This is a genomic window from Mesorhizobium sp. CA7 (genome assembly GCF_020165015.1).
Classification (GTDB): Bacteria; Pseudomonadota; Alphaproteobacteria; order Rhizobiales; family Rhizobiaceae; genus Mesorhizobium.
On record NZ_JAIUHH010000010.1, the window covers coordinates 1 to 16,228 of the forward strand.

At 64.0% G+C, this 16,228-nt stretch carries 15 protein-coding genes; 11 read left to right on the plus strand and 4 right to left on the minus strand.

Going from position 1 to position 16,228, the window contains the following annotated elements; all coding sequences use genetic code 11:
* Nucleotides 1–148 precede the first annotated feature (148 nt).
* A complete protein-coding gene (locus LB552_RS18130; RefSeq protein WP_224608931.1) occupies nucleotides 149–775 on the minus strand; it encodes a methyltransferase family protein in 627 nt (208 codons plus the stop codon).
* Nucleotides 776–978: 203 nt separating this feature from the next.
* Between LB552_RS18130 and LB552_RS18135 the strand changes: the two genes are divergently transcribed.
* The 5 genes from LB552_RS18135 (at nucleotide 979) to LB552_RS18155 (ending at nucleotide 4,987) form a co-directional block, all read left to right on the plus strand.
* Complete coding sequence (locus LB552_RS18135; protein ID WP_224608933.1) at nucleotides 979–1,758, plus strand: hypothetical protein; 780 nt, start codon at nucleotides 979–981, stop codon at nucleotides 1,756–1,758.
* A 122-nt stretch (nucleotides 1,759–1,880) separates the two neighbouring features.
* Nucleotides 1,881–2,237, plus strand: a complete 357-nt coding sequence (locus LB552_RS18140; RefSeq protein ID WP_224608935.1) for an ArsR/SmtB family transcription factor — start codon at nucleotides 1,881–1,883, stop codon at nucleotides 2,235–2,237.
* A complete protein-coding gene (locus tag LB552_RS18145) occupies nucleotides 2,224–2,724 on the plus strand; it encodes an SRPBCC domain-containing protein (RefSeq protein WP_095769852.1) in 501 nt (166 codons plus the stop codon). Before LB552_RS18140 ends, LB552_RS18145 begins: the two co-directional genes overlap by 14 nt.
* Nucleotides 2,725–2,875: 151 nt before the next feature.
* A complete protein-coding gene (locus LB552_RS18150) occupies nucleotides 2,876–3,553 on the plus strand; it encodes a winged helix-turn-helix domain-containing protein (RefSeq protein WP_140683150.1) in 678 nt (225 codons plus the stop codon).
* A 45-nt stretch (nucleotides 3,554–3,598) separates the two neighbouring features.
* Nucleotides 3,599–4,987 (plus strand): sensor histidine kinase, encoded by a 1,389-nt coding sequence (locus LB552_RS18155; RefSeq protein WP_224608937.1) that lies wholly within the window; start codon nucleotides 3,599–3,601, stop codon nucleotides 4,985–4,987.
* A 214-nt stretch (nucleotides 4,988–5,201) separates the two neighbouring features.
* On the opposite strand, the gene LB552_RS18160 is transcribed toward LB552_RS18155, so the two are convergent.
* Entirely contained in the window at nucleotides 5,202–6,071 is an 870-nt protein-coding gene (locus LB552_RS18160; protein ID WP_224608939.1) for a helix-turn-helix domain-containing protein, read from the minus strand.
* Between the two features lie 106 nt (nucleotides 6,072–6,177).
* Between LB552_RS18160 and LB552_RS18165 the strand changes: the two genes are divergently transcribed.
* The 5 genes from LB552_RS18165 (at nucleotide 6,178) to LB552_RS18185 (ending at nucleotide 12,558) form a co-directional block, all read left to right on the plus strand.
* Nucleotides 6,178–7,446, plus strand: coding sequence for an ABC transporter substrate-binding protein (locus tag LB552_RS18165; protein WP_224608941.1), 1,269 nt, complete (start codon nucleotides 6,178–6,180; stop codon nucleotides 7,444–7,446).
* A 182-nt stretch (nucleotides 7,447–7,628) separates the two neighbouring features.
* Nucleotides 7,629–8,489: a carbohydrate ABC transporter permease gene (locus LB552_RS18170; protein WP_224608942.1), complete on the plus strand. Its 861-nt coding sequence runs from the start codon at nucleotides 7,629–7,631 to the stop codon at nucleotides 8,487–8,489.
* On the plus strand, nucleotides 8,486–9,322 hold the full coding sequence (locus LB552_RS18175; RefSeq protein WP_140546522.1) for a carbohydrate ABC transporter permease: 837 nt from the start codon (nucleotides 8,486–8,488) through the stop codon (nucleotides 9,320–9,322). The genes LB552_RS18170 and LB552_RS18175 overlap by 4 nt, the downstream gene beginning before the upstream one ends.
* Before the next feature lie 66 nt (nucleotides 9,323–9,388).
* Nucleotides 9,389–10,474: an ABC transporter ATP-binding protein gene (locus LB552_RS18180; RefSeq protein WP_224608943.1), complete on the plus strand. Its 1,086-nt coding sequence runs from the start codon at nucleotides 9,389–9,391 to the stop codon at nucleotides 10,472–10,474.
* A gap of 56 nt (nucleotides 10,475–10,530) precedes the next feature.
* A complete protein-coding gene (locus tag LB552_RS18185) occupies nucleotides 10,531–12,558 on the plus strand; it encodes an aldo/keto reductase (protein ID WP_224608945.1) in 2,028 nt (675 codons plus the stop codon).
* Between the two features lie 217 nt (nucleotides 12,559–12,775).
* Here the strand turns inward: LB552_RS18185 and LB552_RS18190 are convergent, their stop codons facing one another.
* A complete protein-coding gene (locus LB552_RS18190; RefSeq protein ID WP_224608947.1) occupies nucleotides 12,776–13,204 on the minus strand; it encodes an Lrp/AsnC family transcriptional regulator in 429 nt (142 codons plus the stop codon).
* A gap of 128 nt (nucleotides 13,205–13,332) precedes the next feature.
* On the opposite strand from LB552_RS18190, the gene LB552_RS18195 reads away from it, so the two are divergent.
* Nucleotides 13,333–14,436: a saccharopine dehydrogenase family protein gene (locus LB552_RS18195; RefSeq protein WP_224608949.1), complete on the plus strand. Its 1,104-nt coding sequence runs from the start codon at nucleotides 13,333–13,335 to the stop codon at nucleotides 14,434–14,436.
* A 158-nt stretch (nucleotides 14,437–14,594) separates the two neighbouring features.
* Here the strand turns inward: LB552_RS18195 and lpdA are convergent, their stop codons facing one another.
* On the minus strand, nucleotides 14,595–15,992 hold the full coding sequence (lpdA, locus tag LB552_RS18200; protein WP_224608952.1) for a dihydrolipoyl dehydrogenase: 1,398 nt from the start codon (nucleotides 15,990–15,992) through the stop codon (nucleotides 14,595–14,597).
* Nucleotides 15,993–16,228 lie beyond the last annotated feature (236 nt).

The window sequence follows — 16,228 nt, forward strand, 5'->3', positions numbered from 1 at the left end:
CAACGCCTCGACGTCACGGAATGGATTCTATGGTCTGCGCGCGTCGCTTCGCTCCTTGCTCCGCCATAGAATGACGACCTGACAAGCGCGTCAGCCAATCTTCAGGCATGCCGCCTGCCAACGCAGACAAAGCGGTTTTACCGGAAAACTAATAGACCGTGAAAAGCGTCGGCAGGTCGCCGCTGAGGCGCAAATATTCGACCGCCTCGATCACCGGAAACAAAGCCAGGAAATAGAGCCCGTCGCGGAACGTGTTCCGCAGCGCGATCGTCGAGAACAGCCACTGCGCCTCGTCGCGGTAAAGCAGCGGATTCGGCCAGAAGGACGGCGTGCGTTCGGCATAGGCCGCATAAGCCGCACCGAACTTGCCGGCGAGATACTCGGCCTCCCTGCGCGCGGTGAAGCGGAAGACGAGGAAGCTCGCCAGGCCGAGCAAGGCTGCCGCGAGCAGCGAACCGAACATCAGCCCGATGCCTGCCGTGCCGACCGTCGAGAAGAAATAGAGCGGGTTGCGGGTCATCGAGAACGGGCCGGACACGATCAGCTCGTCATTTTTCCTGCCGCCGACGAAGAGGATGCTCCACAGCCGTCCAAGAAAGCAGATCAGCACCATCGCGAAGCCGATCGTCTCCACGATTTCATGACCGTCCGATCCCTCGGCCAACGCCGGCTTGCTGAACAGGAGCAGGATGACGGCAAGCACGGCGGCCAGCTGCACGACGATCAGGCGCTTATGCTGGTCGAACGCATTCGGCGTCGATTTGGGGGATGCCATTCTTCTCACCGCTCCGGCGCAGCCAGGGGGCGCCAAGGCTTGTCTATCTCTTCGCTGGCGGCATGACGAGGCTCGGCGGATGTTTTTGGCCAACCTTACGAATTTGTAAGAACGCGGACAGGCCGCGGTGAATTCGCCTGCCTAATTTGGGCGTCGCCGCCATACGGAATTCGAGGCGGCTCGAACGAACAACGGATCGCGCCATGATCTCTCAAGCCGACAACCTCGCCCCCAACCGCGTCCCGGACGTCACCATCGATTTCTGGCTGGTCAAGATCATGGCGGTGACCATGGGCGAGACGGCGGCCGACTACCTCGCCGTGAAGCTCGGCCTCGGCCTTACTGTCACGTCCTTGATCATGGGCGGCATCCTCATCGTCGCGCTCGTCCTGCAATTCGCACAGAAACGCTATGTACCTTGGGCCTATTGGCTCGCCGTCGTGCTGATCAGCGTCGTCGGCACCCTGGTCGCCGACAACCTCATCGACGATTTCGGCGTGCGGCTGGAGACGACGACCATCGTCTTCTCGGTCGCCCTCGCACTGACTTTCGCGGTCTGGTATGCCAGCGAAAGGACCCTCTCGATCCACACCATCTTCACCGCCAGGCGCGAGATCTTCTACTGGCTAGCGATCCTCTTCACCTTCTCGCTCGGCACGGCTGCCGGCGATCTGGTGGCCGAGCGCTTCGATATCGGCTATCTCGCTACCGGCCTCATCTTCGGCGGCATGATCGCGGCGATCACTTTTGCCTGGTTCTTCCTCGGCCTGAACAGCGTCCTCGCCTTCTGGCTTGCCTATATCCTGACCCGGCCGTTCGGCGCCTCCTTCGGCGACCTGCTCTCGCATCCGGTCGACTATGGCGGGCTGGGCTTCGGCGCCACCTTCACCAGCCTGATTTTCCTCGGCTGCATCGTGGCCATCGTTCTCCATATGACGCTGAGAAAACTGATCGACGAAGACGAGCTGGCGCTCCTCGACTAGAGGATGTCGCGATTGACCGTAAGCTGCAGCAGCGAGACTGGCTCGGTCCGGGAGGGCCGGCAGCGCAGCCCGCCCGCTATCCCCTTGCGCGCCGCTCATCGATACGCTAGATACTGAACCAAATGGTTCAGTATTTGAAGTCCCGCCTCGATGTCTCGTTCGCCGCGCTCTCGGACGCCACCCGGCGCGGCGTTCTGGAGCAGCTAGGACGCGCGGAGGCCTCGATCACGGACCTTGCCGAGAAATTCCACATGACCCTCACAGGCATGAAGAAGCATATCGGCGTCTTGGAACAGGCGGGGCTCGTCACCACCCGGAAAGCCGGGCGGGTGCGGACCTGCACGCTCGGCCTGCGCGGACTGGAGGAAGAGGCGGCTTGGATCGAGAGCTACCGCCGGCTTTGGGACGCACGCTTCGAAGAGCTGGACAAAGTTGTCGAGGAACTGAAACGGAAGGAGGAAGTCGATGGAACGGAGTGAGCCTGCTCGCACGACAGTAGAACGGAGGTCCGACCGTGAGCTGGTCGTTACGCGAACCTTCGACGCCCCCGCACGCATCGTGTTCGAGGCGTGGACCAAGCCCGAACTGTTCAAGCGGTGGTGGGCGCCGAAGTCGATGGGCATGATCCTGCGTTCCTGCGAGATGGATGTTCGCGTCGGGGGCGGGTACCGTTTGGCGTTCGGCCATGACCCCTCGAACCCCGCCGAGTTCTTCGGCCGGTATATCGAAGTGGTGCCGTACTCGCGCCTCGCCTGGACCAATGACGAAGGCGGCGACGGTGGACCCGTCACCACGGTGACCTTCGAGGAAAAGGGTGGCAAGACGCTGCTGGTGATGCACGAGCTCTATCCCTCGAAAGAAGCTCTCGACGCTGCCGGCACCGGGGCGGCCGATGCGATGGGCGAGACGTTCGGGCAACTGGACGAGCTTCTTCTCACGCTGGGCGCGAGCGCGGGACGACCATGAGGTCGCTCTCGCCGCCGGCCGCCCGGTTCTTCGCCGCTGCTGTCGGCGGTCGCGACGGATATCGGCTGTCCCTCTCAAAAATGTGTAGCGGCACTCGGTCTGAAAGCTCGTAAAAAACAAATGGTTGAGGTGGCAAGGACGGCACCGGACAATGCGACTTCTGCTTGTTGAAGACGATCCGAGAACCGCGGATTATATCGTCAGGGGACTGACCGAGGCCGGCCATGTCTGCGATCTCTTGCGCGACGGTCATGACGGGCTCTTCGCCGCGACCCGCAACGCCTATGACGTGATCGTCGCCGACCGCATGGTGCCCGGCCTCGACGGCCTGTCGATGATCAAGGCGGTGCGTGCCGCCGGCATCCGCACGCCGGCTATTTTCCTGACCTCGATCGGCGGCGTCGACGACCGGGTCGAGGGCCTCGAGGCCGGCGGCGACGACTATCTCGTCAAGCCCTTCGCCTTTTCCGAGTTGCTTGCCCGCATCCATGCGCTCGGCCGCCGGCCGGCGGCGCAGGAGCAGAAGACGGCTTTGCGTGTCGCCGACCTCGAAATGGACCTTATCCAGCGCCGCGTCACCAGGCAGGGCCAGCCGATCGACCTGCAGCCGCGCGAGTTCAGCCTGCTCGAAGTGCTGATGCGCGGCGAGGGCCGCGTCATCACCCGCACCATGCTGCTCGAGCGCGTCTGGGATTTTCATTTCGACCCCAAGACCAGTGTCGTCGAGACGCATATCAGCCGGCTCAGAGCCAAGGTCGACAGGCCCTTCGACGTGCCGTTGATCCACACCGTGCGCAACACCGGCTACAGCCTGCATGTCCCGGCCTGATCTCGCATCCGCTATCGCAGGGCGGCCAACCGCCTTCGCGATCGCATGAGCGGGACGCGCTCCAGCCTGCTGCGCAGCACGCCGTTCCGGCTGGCGCTGACCTTCGCCTTCCTGTTCCTGCTGGCCTTCATCCTGTCCGGCGCGATCGTCTATCAGCTGATGAGCGCCTCGCTCGCCAGGCAGCTCGATCAATCGATCAAGGAGACCTATTCGCTCATCGCCGCGACCCATGCCGAGGGCGACGAGGAAGATCTCGTTTCAACCGTCAGGGATCATGCCCAGTTCAGCCAGGACAAGGACGAAATCTTTTCCCTCACCGATCGGAATGGCAACCGCCTCGCCGGGGATTTCACCGCCTCCGGCCTGCCGGATGGCTTTTCCATCTTCGCCGCCAGCCTGCCGGGTGTCCCGCCCGATACCGAGTATCGCGCCTATTCGGGCATGGTCGGCGGCAACAAGCTAACGGTCGCCTTCTCGCTCTCGGAAACCGAGGACCTCGAAACCATCGTATTGATGAGCTTTGGCTGGGCCACGCTGTTCATCACGGTCCTGGCGATCGGCGGCGGCGCCGTGCTTGCCTCGCGTGTCCAGCGGCGCCTCGACGGCATCGCCAACACCATGGTCGACGTCTCGCATGGGCGGCTCGATGCGCGCATCCCGCTGACCGGCAATGGCGACGACATCGACGCCGTCTCGGCCCAGGTGAATTCCGCGCTCGATCGCCTGTCTGCCCTGGTCGACGGCATGCGGGAGGTGAGCGCCAACATCGCCCATGATCTCAAGACGCCGCTCAACCGGCTGCAGATGATCCTGGAAACCGCCGCCGACAAGACGGTGTCGGGCGAGGATGTCTCGACCGAGCTGAGCGACGCCCGCGCCGAAAGCCAGCAGATCAACAGCACCTTCGACGCCTTGCTTCGCATCGCCCAGATCGAAGCCGGCGCCCGCAAGGCGCGTTTCGTCGACCTCGACGTCGGGCCGGTCGTCGAAACTATCGGCGATGTCTATGCCGATGTCGCCGAGGACGACGGCAAGTCTCTGTCCACCGTGATCGTTCCGGATACAAAATGGTACGTGCACGGCGACCGCGACCTGCTCATGCAGATGTTGGCCAATCTGGTCGAGAACGCGCTCAGGCATTGCCCGCCGGGCACCGCGATCGAGCTCTCGGTGACCGGGGCAGGCAACCACGTCCTCATTCATGTCCGCGACAATGGCCCGGGCATTCCCGCCGAGGAGCGCGAAAAAGTGTTCCGCCGGCTCTATCGGCTCGATGCCAGCCGCACGACGCCCGGCAGCGGCCTGGGCCTCAGCTTGGTCAAGGCGGTGGCCGACCTGCATGGCGCCGCGATAACGCTCGAGGACCGCAATCCGGGTCTCGGCGTTACCGTCAGCTTTCCGGCTGTGGGAACTCCGGTGACGTCGTCATTCTAGGGCGGAGCAAGGAGCGGAGCGACGCGCGCAGACCCTAGAATCCATGCCATAACTTCTGCCGGGAAATGCAACGGTGCAGAAGATTCTGTAACCGCCGCAACGCCTTAACGTCACGGCATGGATTCTAGGGTCTACGCGGTACGCTTCGCTTCCCGCTCCGCCCTAGAATGACGATCGCGATGGGCGACGACGAGTGGGCGACCGTCGGCCATTTTTACCGCGCCCCGCCCGCCCGGCGGAAATCGGAGGGCGACATGCCGGCAAGCTTGCGGAACGATTTGTTGAAGGCGCTGAGCGAGCCGAAGCCTGAGTCCATGGCGACCCTCAACACATTGGCGTCCTCATGCATCAGCAGCGCCTGGGCGTAGCTCAACCGCAGCAGATTGACATATTCGTTGAGCGTCATGCCGGTCGATTTCTTGAACAGGCTCATGGCGTATTTGGGATGGATGTCGGCGGCAGCCGCGATGGTCACGCAGTCAACGTCGTAGAGGAAATTCTCGGCGATGAAATCGCACATGCGACCGACATTGCGCGAGGACTGCTGGTCGAAGGCATTGCCGGCGCCTTGCCCAGCCACCCTTTCCGGCACCAGCCGGTAAGGCTCGAAGCGCACCCGCTCGAGCCGCAGCAGCAGCTCGTTGACGGCATGCTCGGCCCTGGCCGGATCGCCCGAGCGCGCATATTCGTTCCAGCGCTTGAAACTGTCGTTGTCCGACTGGTCGGTTGCATTGGTCACCAGCGTCGCGCCGGTCATCAGCCGATGGCGTATGTCGGCCGGCAGATGCAGGCGGAAGAAATGCACCAGCGGCAGATGCGCGCCGGCATAGACGGCGTCGTCGGAAAGATCGTCCATCTGGTGCGGCAGGCCGCCCCAGAACAGGCACATCTCGCCCGCCGAAAGCGAAATCTCATGCTCGGCCATGCGGTAATGCACGCGGCCCTGCACGATGAAATTCACCTCCACCTGGGCGTGCCAGTGCGGCTTCAACATCACCAACGGGTGGTTGTAAAACATCTGCAGCATGAGCGGCAGTCCTTCGACGCTGCTCGCGCCAGGCTGGTAGAACGGACGCTCCGGCATCTTACTTTCCGCCAACTTCTCATTCCCTTCGACGGGGACAAGCCTTCCGCGCCGCATAGTCTAGCCACGCTCACAGTGAGAGAGCAAATGAAATGGGAGGATTTCAATGCGCACTACACTGACCTGCGCCGCGCTTATGCTTGCTCTGGGTTCCGGCCCGGCCCTGGCGCAGTCCGGCGAGATCACCATCTGGAGCTGGAACATCGCCGCCTCGTCGCTGAAGGCGACGGTCGAGGGCTTCAACAAGAAATACCCCGACATCAAGGTCACGGTTCAGGACCTCGGCAACCAGCCCACCTATGACAAATCGATCGCCGGCTGCGCCGCCGGCGGCGTCGGCCTGCCCGATATCGTCTCGATCGAGAACGGCGAGGCGGAGAATTACTGGAGCCAGTTCCCGGACTGCTTCGTCGACTTGCACACGCTGGGCTACACGGCGGAAGACCAGAAGAAATTCCCCGATTTCAAGCGCACCGAGCTCGAAGTCGGCGACAAGGCCTATGCGATGCCTTGGGATTCCGGCCCGGTGGCCGTCTTCTACCGCCGCGACTTCTACGAGAAGGCAGGCGTCGACCCGGCCTCGATCAAGACCTGGGACGATTTCATCGCCGCCGGCAAGAAGATCCAGGACGCCAATCCGGGCGTGTCGATGACCAATGCCGATTTCAACGGCGACACCGAATTCTTCCGCATGATCTCCAACGAGCAGGGCTGCGCCTATTTCGCCGAGGATGGCCAGTCGATCACCGTGGCCGAGCCGAAATGCGTCGACGCCATGACCAAGGTCAAGGAGATGAAGGACGCCGGCATCGTGTCGTCGGCGGACTGGTCGACCAAGATCACCAACAACACCGCCGGCACCGTCGCCAGCCAGGTCTATGGCGGCTGGTATGAGGGCACGATCCGCACCGAATCGCCGAAGGAGAGCGGCAAGTGGGGCGTCTACCTGATGCCGAGCCTGACTGCCGACGGCCCGCGCGCCGCCAATCTCGGCGGCTCGTCCCTGGCCATCACCTCGGCCTCGAAGAACAAGGAAGCGGCCTACGCCTATCTGAAATACACGCTGGAGACCAATGAGGGCCAGATCACCATGCTGAAGGATTTCGGCCTGGTGCCGTCGCTGATCTCGGCGCTCGATGATCCTTACGTCTCGCAGCCGCAGCCCTATTGGGGCGGCCAGCCCGTTTGGAAAGATATCCTGGCCACGCTGCCCAAGGTGGTGCCGAGCCGCGGCACGCAGTTCCAGAGCGACGCCGAGATCATCGTCCGCGCCGTGCAGACCAAATATCTGGCCAACGGCTATCCCGACGCCAAGGCCGCGCTCGACGACGCCGCCAAGCAGATCGCCGCCGCGACAGGTTTGCCGGTTAAATAGTGCGCTGCCTCCCCTTCTCCCCTTGTGGGAGAAGGTGGATTGGCGCGCAGCGCCAAGACGGATGAGGGGTGGTCCAGGGAACGCCAACGTCTCATTCCGCTGGAACACCCCTCATCCGGCCGCTTCGCGGCCACCTTCTCCCACAGGGGGAGAAGGCAAAGACAGACGAAAGGAGGAAGCTGATGCGCACCCAGAACGCCACCGCGTACCGCTTCCTCACGCCCTATCTTTTGATCTTCGCCATCTTCTGGATCTGGCCGATCATCTCTTCCTTCATCATCTCCTTCCAGGCGACGCGCACCGTGCCGTGGCGCTTCGCGCCGACCTTCAACTGGGGCCGCCTGATCGGCGACCCCGCCTTCTACAATGCGCTGAAGAACACGCTGCTGATCCTGGTCATCCAGGTGCCGGTGATGATTGCGCTGGCGATCGTCATGGCGGTGCTTCTGAACTCGCCGCTGCTTAAAGCCCGCGGCCTCTACCGCTTCGCTTTCTTCGCGCCCGTGGTGGTCGGCGAGGTCGCCTATTCCGCCGTCTTCCGGCTGATGTTCAGCCTCGATTTCGGCATCGTCAACAAGCTCCTGGAAAGCGTCGGCATCTCAAAGATCGACTGGTTCTCCAACGTCACGCCGGCCATGGCGCTGATCATGATCGCGGTCACCTGGCGCTGGGCCGGCTACAACGCCATCATCATCCTGGCCGGCCTGCAGTCGATCCCGGAGGATGTCTACGAGGCGGCGACGCTCGACCGCGTCAGCAAGCTGAGACAGTTCTTCTACATCACCTTGCCGCTGCTGAAGCCGGTCATCGTCTTTTGCGCCGTGCTGTCGATCATCGGCACCATGCAGCTCTTCACCGAGCCGTTCCTGATCACCGAACGCGGCGGCCCGGGCGGCGGCACCGAGACGCTCGGCCTGCTGCTCTACCGCCAAGGCTTCCGCTCGCTCAATTTCGGCTACGCCTCGGCCGTTGCCTATACCATGGCGGGGCTCGCCATCGCCATCACCCTGGTGCAGCTCTGGCTGATGAGGGAGCCGAAATGACCTCGCGCTCGCAAGCAAGGCTGGGCCGCGTCATTGCGCTGCATCTTTTCCTGACGCCGCTGGCGCTGGTCTGGCTGTTCCCGCTGTGGATGATGGTGGTGTTCTCCACCATGCCGGACAACGGCATCTTCAGCCCCGGCATCGAGCTCCTGCCGCATGACAATTTCCTCGACAATGTCGCCAACCTGCAGCGCGACACCAACTTCATCGGCGCCATCGGCATCTCGGTCTCGGTGGCGGTGACCTACACGGTCCTTTCGGTGCTGCTCACCTCGATGGCCGGCTGGGCGCTGGCGCGTTACGAATTCCACGGCAAGGGCGCGGTCGTCGCCATCATCTTCGGCACCATCACGCTTCCCTATGCGGTGGTGCTGATCCCGCAATTCATCATGGTGGCGCGCGACTTCGCCTTGGCCAACACCTGGATCGCGCTGATCGTGCCGCCGCTGTTCAATTCGCTGGGCGTGCTCTTCATGCGCCAGGCTTTCTCGATGATGCCGGCTGAATTGTTCGACGCCGCCCGCGTCGAAGGCGTCAAGGAATGGCGCATCTTCCTGTTCGTGGCGATGCCGCTGGCCCGCCCGATGCTGGCGGCGCTTGCGATCATCCTCTTCCTCGCCTCGTGGAACAACTATCTGTGGCCGCTGCTGATCAACAGCCAGCCGGGCGCAATGACGGCGCCGGTGGCGCTCGGCACGCTGATCGGCCTGACCAAGGTTTCGTGGGGCGGCATCATGGCCGGCGCCGTGATGCTGACGGTGCCGATGCTGATCGTCTTCGTGCTCTTGCAGCGCCATTTCATCGCCGGCATCGCCGCCGGCGCGGTCAAATAGGAGAGCGCCAGATGCCTCACCGACTGGCACACAGAATGATCCAACCTAGCCATATCTCGCTCTAACATGGCGGCCGTCACCCTCACCAATGTCGTCAAACGCTTCGGCATCTTCGAAGTCGTGCACGGCGCCAATATCGACATCGCCGACGGCGAATTCGTCGTCTTCGTCGGCCCGTCCGGCTGCGGCAAGTCCACGTTGCTGAGGATGATTGCCGGGCTGGAGGACATCAGCGGCGGCGACATCGCCATCGGCGGCAAGGTGATGAACGACGTCGAGCCGGCCGACCGCGGCATCGCCATGGTGTTCCAGTCCTACGCGCTCTACCCGCATATGACCGTGGAGCAGAACCTCTCCTTCGGTCTCAGGATGAACGGCAATCCGAAGGCCGACACCGAGCGCCGGGTTAAGAAAGCCGCCGAGATCCTGCGCATCGACGAATTGATGCAGCGGCGGCCGAAGCAGCTGTCCGGCGGCCAGCGCCAGCGCGTTGCCATCGGCCGCGCCATCGTGCGCGAGCCGCAGGTCTTCCTGTTCGATGAGCCGCTCTCCAATCTCGACGCCGAGCTCAGGGTGCAGATGCGGGTCGAGATCTCGCGCCTGCACAAGGAGCTCGGCGTCACCATGATCTATGTGACGCATGACCAGACCGAGGCGATGACGCTGGCCGACCGCATCGTTGTGCTCAAAGCCGGCAATGTCGAGCAGATCGGCGCGCCGCTCGATCTCTATGACGACCCGGCCAACCGTTTCGTTGCCGGCTTCATCGGCTCGCCGAAGATGAACTTCCTCAGCGCCAAGGTCGTCGACACGTCCAACAGCGCAGCCATCATCGAGCTCGCCCATCACGGCGGCGCCAGATTGCGCAAGCCGCTTTGCGAGACTTTTCCCGCCGTCGGCGCCGAGGTCGTGCTCGGCGTCAGGCCGGAGCATTTCTTCGAGGCCGGCCAGGGCGATTGTGACATCCCGGTCAAGGCCGACGTCGCCGAGCATCTGGGCTCGGTGAGCTATGTCTACGCCAATGCCGGACCCGAGGAGCTGATCGTCGAGCGCGAGGCCTCGCGCCAGCGCGCCAGCGGCGACCATTTCACGGTCTCGATCAAGGCGGAACGGGCGCTGCTCTTCGACAAGGCGGGCGCAAGGATCCGCTGACCCGCAAATTTTCTTGCCGGCATGCCAGGCGTGGCGGCGACCATGGAGAATTCGACATGACATCTGGAAAAATCCGCTGGGGCATTCTCGGACCCGGCAGCATCGCGAAATCCTTTGCCGGCGGCGTGGCGGGATCGCGCAACGGCGAGCTGGTCGCGCTCGGCGCCCGCAATCCCGCCAAGCCGGGCTTGGCCGAAACCTTTCCGGGCGCGCGCATCCTCGACGGCTATGAGGCGCTGCTCGCCGACAAAAACGTCGATGCGGTCTACATTTCGATCCCGCATCCTGGCCATGCCGAATGGGCGATCAAGGCGGCGGAAGCCGGCAAGCATGTCTTGTGCGAAAAACCGCTGGCGCTGACCGCCTTCGAGGCCGACGCCATGATGCATGCGGCGCGCAAGGCCGGCACCTTTCTCGGCGAGGCCTTCATGTACCGGCTGCACCCGCAGACGCTGCAATTGGTCGAGCTGATCAAGTCGGGCGCCATCGGCGAGATCCGCATGATCAAGTCGAGCTTCGGCTTCGCCATGCCGGGCTTCATGCCGGAACATCGGCTCTATGCCAACGACATGGCCGGCGGCGGCATCCTCGATGTCGGCGGCTATCCGGTGTCGATGGCGCGGTTGATCGCGGGCGCCGCCGCCGCGCAGCCTTTCCTCGAGCCGGACAAGGTTGTCGGCGCCGCCCATCTCGGCCAAACGGGCGTCGATGAGTGGGCCTCGGCGCTGCTGTACTTCCCGGGTGGCATCGTCGCCGAGATCTCCTGCAGCATCTCGCTCAACCAAGACAATGTGCTGCGCATTTTCGGCACCAAGGGTCAGATCGAGGTGCCCGATTTCTGGTTCGCCGGTGGCAACCGCGACGTCGGACCGGGCCGGATCGAGGTGATCCGGTCCGGGGCGGCTCGCGAGGTGATCAGCCTCGGCGAGACCCGCCACCTCTATTCCTTCGAGGTCGAGGCCGCCGGCGAGGCGATCCTGGCCGGACGGCAGGAGTTCGCCTGGCCGGGCATGGGCTGGGCCGACAGCCTCGGCACGCTGCGCGTTCTCGACAAATGGCGTGCCGCGGTCGGGCTGGAATATGATATCGAAAAGCCGGCTAAGCGCATCAACACCCTCTCCGGCCGGCCGCTGCGCACCAACGGCACCGCCATCGGCAAGCGCGCCATCCCCGGCCTGCCGCGCGCAGTGTCGCTGCTGGCGCTCGGCTTCGAGGATTTCCGCACCTTTTCCTCCGGCTCGATCCTGCTCGACGCCTATTTCGAGGCCGGCGGCAATCTGTTCGACACCGGTTATGTCTACGGCGCCGGCTACACCGAGACGCTGCTTGGCCAATGGCTCAGGAATCGCGGCATGCGCGAGCAGTCGGTGATCATCGCCAAGGGCGCGCATTCGCCGCTCTGTTACCCCGACGTCATCGGCAAGCAGCTGGCGCAGTCGCTCGACCGGCTGCAGACCGACCATGTCGACATCTATTTCATGCATCGCGACAATCCGGACGTGCCGGTCGGCGAATTCGTCGACGCGATGGATCGCGAGGCGAAAGCCGGCCGCATCCGCGGGCTGTTCGGCGGCTCCAACTGGACGATGGAACGCATGGACGCGGCCATTGCCTATGCCGAAAAGAACGGCAAGCAGAAGCCCGGCGCGCTCTCCAACAATTTCTCGCTGGCCGAGATGCTGGAGCCGATCTGGGCCGGCTGCGTCACCTCTTCCACGGATGACTGGAAGGCCTGGCTGACGGCAAGGCAGATGCCGAACTTCGCCTGGTCGAGCCAGGGCCGTGGCTTCTTCACCGACCGCGCCGGCCGCGACCGGACCGACAATGAAGAGCTGGTGAGGGTCTGGTACTCGGAAAAGAATTTCGGCCGCCGCGACCGCGCCATCGAATTGGCGCGCAAACTCGGCAAGAGCCCGATCCATGTCGCGCTGGCCTATGTCCTGTCGCAGCCCTTCCCCTCGGTCCCGCTGATCGGCCCGCGCACGCTGGACGAGCTGGAGGACAGTCTTAGGGCGCTGGATATCAAGCTGACGCCGGAAGATGTGGCGTGGCTGGATGAGGGGCCGGAGAGACGGAGGGCTTAGGAGGGGCAGGAAACAAGAAGCGTCGCGTTCCTTCACCCCCCTCTCTGCCCTGCCGGGCATCTCCCCCTCAAGGGGGGAGATTGGCAGCTTCAGTGCCGGCGCTCCTCTTGCAACGCTGGCGATTAGCGAAAGGCGGCGTGACATCTGATCTCCCCCCTTGAGGGGGAGATGGCCGGCAGGCCAGAGAGGGGGGCCTCGCGCCAACATCTCACCCGTTTCACCGATCCACCCGTGTCGACAGAATAATCGACGACGACGTCCGCTCGACCCCATCCATCGCCCCGATCCGATCAAGCAGCGCGTCGAGGTCGCGGATCGACGGCGCGTCGACGACGACGATCATGTCGAAATTGCCGCTCACCGAATGCACCGTACGGACCGGCGCCATCGCCGCGAGGCTGCGCACCACCTTGTCGGCGAGCTTCGGCGTGACGGTGAGCAGCACATGCGCCTTGACCAGCCCTTGCTCATAATCGGGCGACAGCCTGACCCCATAGCCGGTGATGATGCCGCGCTGCTCCAGCCGCTCGATGCGGCTCTGCACCGTGGTGCGCGACACGCCGAGCTGGCGCGCGAGCTCGGCGGTCGAGGCGCGAGCGTTGGCGCGCAACAAGGTAAGCAGGGCTTCTTCGGCTTCACTGATCATTTCGACGAAACATTTCGGCATATCGCTTGAAGTTCGGCGTCATATTGCCAGATTCCACGCTTCCTTTCGACAGGCAAGCTGCGAAGATTCCCGCCAAATCGAAAACAGCATTGGCAGGGGAATTGATCATGAAGAACATCGTTGTCGTCGGCGCCGGCAAGATCGGCTCGACCATCGCTGAAATGCTGAACGCCACGGGCGACTACCGCGTCACGCTGGTCGACCGCTCGGCGGCTCAGCTTGCCGCCGCCGAACTGCCGGCCGGCGTTGCGACGCAGGAGCTCGACATCACTGCCTCGGGTGAGCTCGAAAACGTGCTCGCCGGCAAATTCGCCGTGCTCAGCGCCGCGCCCTTCCACCTCACCACGCGCATCGCCGAGGCGGCCGCCGCCGCCGGCGTGCATTATCTCGATCTCACCGAGGACGTCGTCTCGACCCGCCGCGTCAAGGAGCTGGCGCGTGACGCCAAAAGCGCGTTCATCCCGCAATGCGGCCTGGCGCCGGGCTTCATCTCGATCGTCGCCAACGACCTCGCCAGCCGCTTCGACACGCTGGAAAGCGTGCGCATGCGCGTCGGCGCGCTGCCGCAATATCCATCGAATGCGCTCAACTACAACCTCACCTGGAGCACCGACGGCGTCATCAACGAATATTGCGAGCCCTGCGAGGCGATCGTCGAGGGCGAGCTGATCGAGGTGCCGCCGCTGGAGGAACGCGAGGAGTTCTCGCTCGACGGCGTCACCTACGAGGCCTTCAACACCTCCGGCGGCCTCGGCACTTTGGCCGAGACGCTGAAGGGCAAGGTGCGCACGCTGAACTACCGCACCATCCGCTATCCCGGTCACGCCGCGATCATGAAGGCGCTGCTCAACGACCTCGGCCTGCGTCATCGCCGCGACGTGCTGAAGGACATTTTCGAAAGCGCCCTGCCGGCGACGCTGCAGGACGTGGTCATCGTCTTCGTCACCGTTTCGGGTCGCCGCAACGGTCGCCTGCTGCAGGAGACTTACGCCAACAAGATCTATTCGCAGCGCGTCGGCAACATCGTGCGCAGCGCCATCCAGATCACCACCGCATCCGGCATCTGTGCCGTGCTCGACATGCTGGCCGACGGCAGCCTGCCTGCGAAGGGATTTGTGCGCCAGGAAGACATCGCCCTCGACGCCTTCCTCGCCAACCGCTTCGGACGCGCCTACGCCCAGCACGAGATGGTAAGCCGGCTGGCGAGCTGAGGTCTCTTCCTTCTCCCCTTGTGGGAGAAGGTGGATCGGCGCGCAAGCGCCGAGACGGATGAGGGGTGTTCCAGCGGAGTGAGAGGCTTGCTTTCCCTGGAGCACCCCTCATCCGTCGCCTTCGGCGACACCTTCTCCCACAAGGGGAGAAGGGGGAGCTAAACATGCAGCGCGTGGCCCAGCGCCTTCAGCGCCGCTTCCTGGAATCCCTCGCCCTGCGTCGGATGTGCATGGATCGTGCCGGCGATGTCCTCCAGGCGAGCGCCCATCTCCAACGCCAGGCCAAATGCCGCTGATAGTTCCGACACGCCCTGCCCGACCGCCTGGATGCCCAGCACCAGATGGTTGTCGGCACGCGCCACGACCCGCACAAACCCGTCCTCGCCCTGTTTAGTCATGGCGCGGCCATTGGCGGCGAAGGGGAACTGGCCGATCTTGATCTCGCCGGCGAGCGCCTTCGCTTCTTCGGGCGACAGCCCGGCGGTGACCAGCTCCGGATCGGTGAAGCAGATCGCCGGAATGGCGCGCTTGTCCCAGCTTCTTTTGTGGCCGGCGACGATTTCGGCCACCATCTCGCCCTGCGCCATCGCCCGGTGCGCCAGCATCGGCTCGCCGGTGACGTCGCCGATGGCAAAAATGCCGCGCATCGAAGTGCGGCACTGGTCGTCGATGCGGATGAATTTTCCCGCCATGTCGAGGTCGATCTGCTCCAGCCCCCAGCCTTCGGTCAGCGGCTTGCGGCCGACCGTGACCAGGATCCTGTCGGCGGCGATCTTGGCGTTCTTGCCGTCGGCCGTCTCGACCAGCAGCGCGTCGCCCTTGGCCGACAGGCCTTTGGCATTCGCCCCTGTCATCACCTCGACGCCGAGCTCGCCGAGCCGTTTCAGCACCGGTCTTGTCAGCTCGGCGTCATATTGCGCGAGCACCCGCGGCAAGGCCTCGACCACGGTGACCTTCGCGCCCATCCTGGCGAAGGCCATGCCAAGTTCGAGCCCGATATAGCCGCCGCCGACGACCGCGAGCTTGTTCGGCACTTCGCCGAGATCCAGCGCCTCGGTGGACGAGATGACCGGGCCGCCGAAAGGCAGCAACGGCAATTCGACCGGCGCCGAGCCGGTAGCGATCACCACGGTCTCGGCGCGGATCACCTGGGTCCCGGTTTCGGTCTCGACCTCCACGGTCTTGCCGTCCCGGAAGGTTGCCCAACCATGCACGGTCTTCACCCTGGCCTTCTTCAACAGGCCGGCCACGCCGCTGTTGAGCCGGCTAACGATCCCATCCTTCCAGCCGACAGTTTTCGCAAGATCGAGCGTCGGCGCGGCGACCTTGATGCCCAGCGGATCCTTGCCGCCGGCCATATGCGCGATCTTCTCGAACGCCTCCGCCGCGTGGATCAGCGCCTTGGACGGGATGCAGCCGACATTGAGGCAGGTGCCGCCAGGCTTACCGGCTTCGACGATGACGGTGTCGACACCGAGCTGGCCGGCACGGATAGCGCAGACATAGCCGCCCGGCCCGGCGCCGATGACGAGCAGCTTGCAGGAGATTTCTTTCATGACGGCTGCTTCCTTTCGGCGGAGGCGGCGACGCGCCTTTTCCTTCTCCCCTTGTGGGAGAAGGTGGATCGGCGCGACAGCGCCGAGACGGATGAGGGGTGTTCCAGCGGAGTGAGACGCTGGCATTCGAGCGGAATGAAACGCTTGCTTTCCCTGGAGCACCCCTCATCCGTCGCCTTCGGCGACACCTTCTCCCACAAGGGGAGAAGGGGGAGCGCGCATTTCGGCGCCGCGAC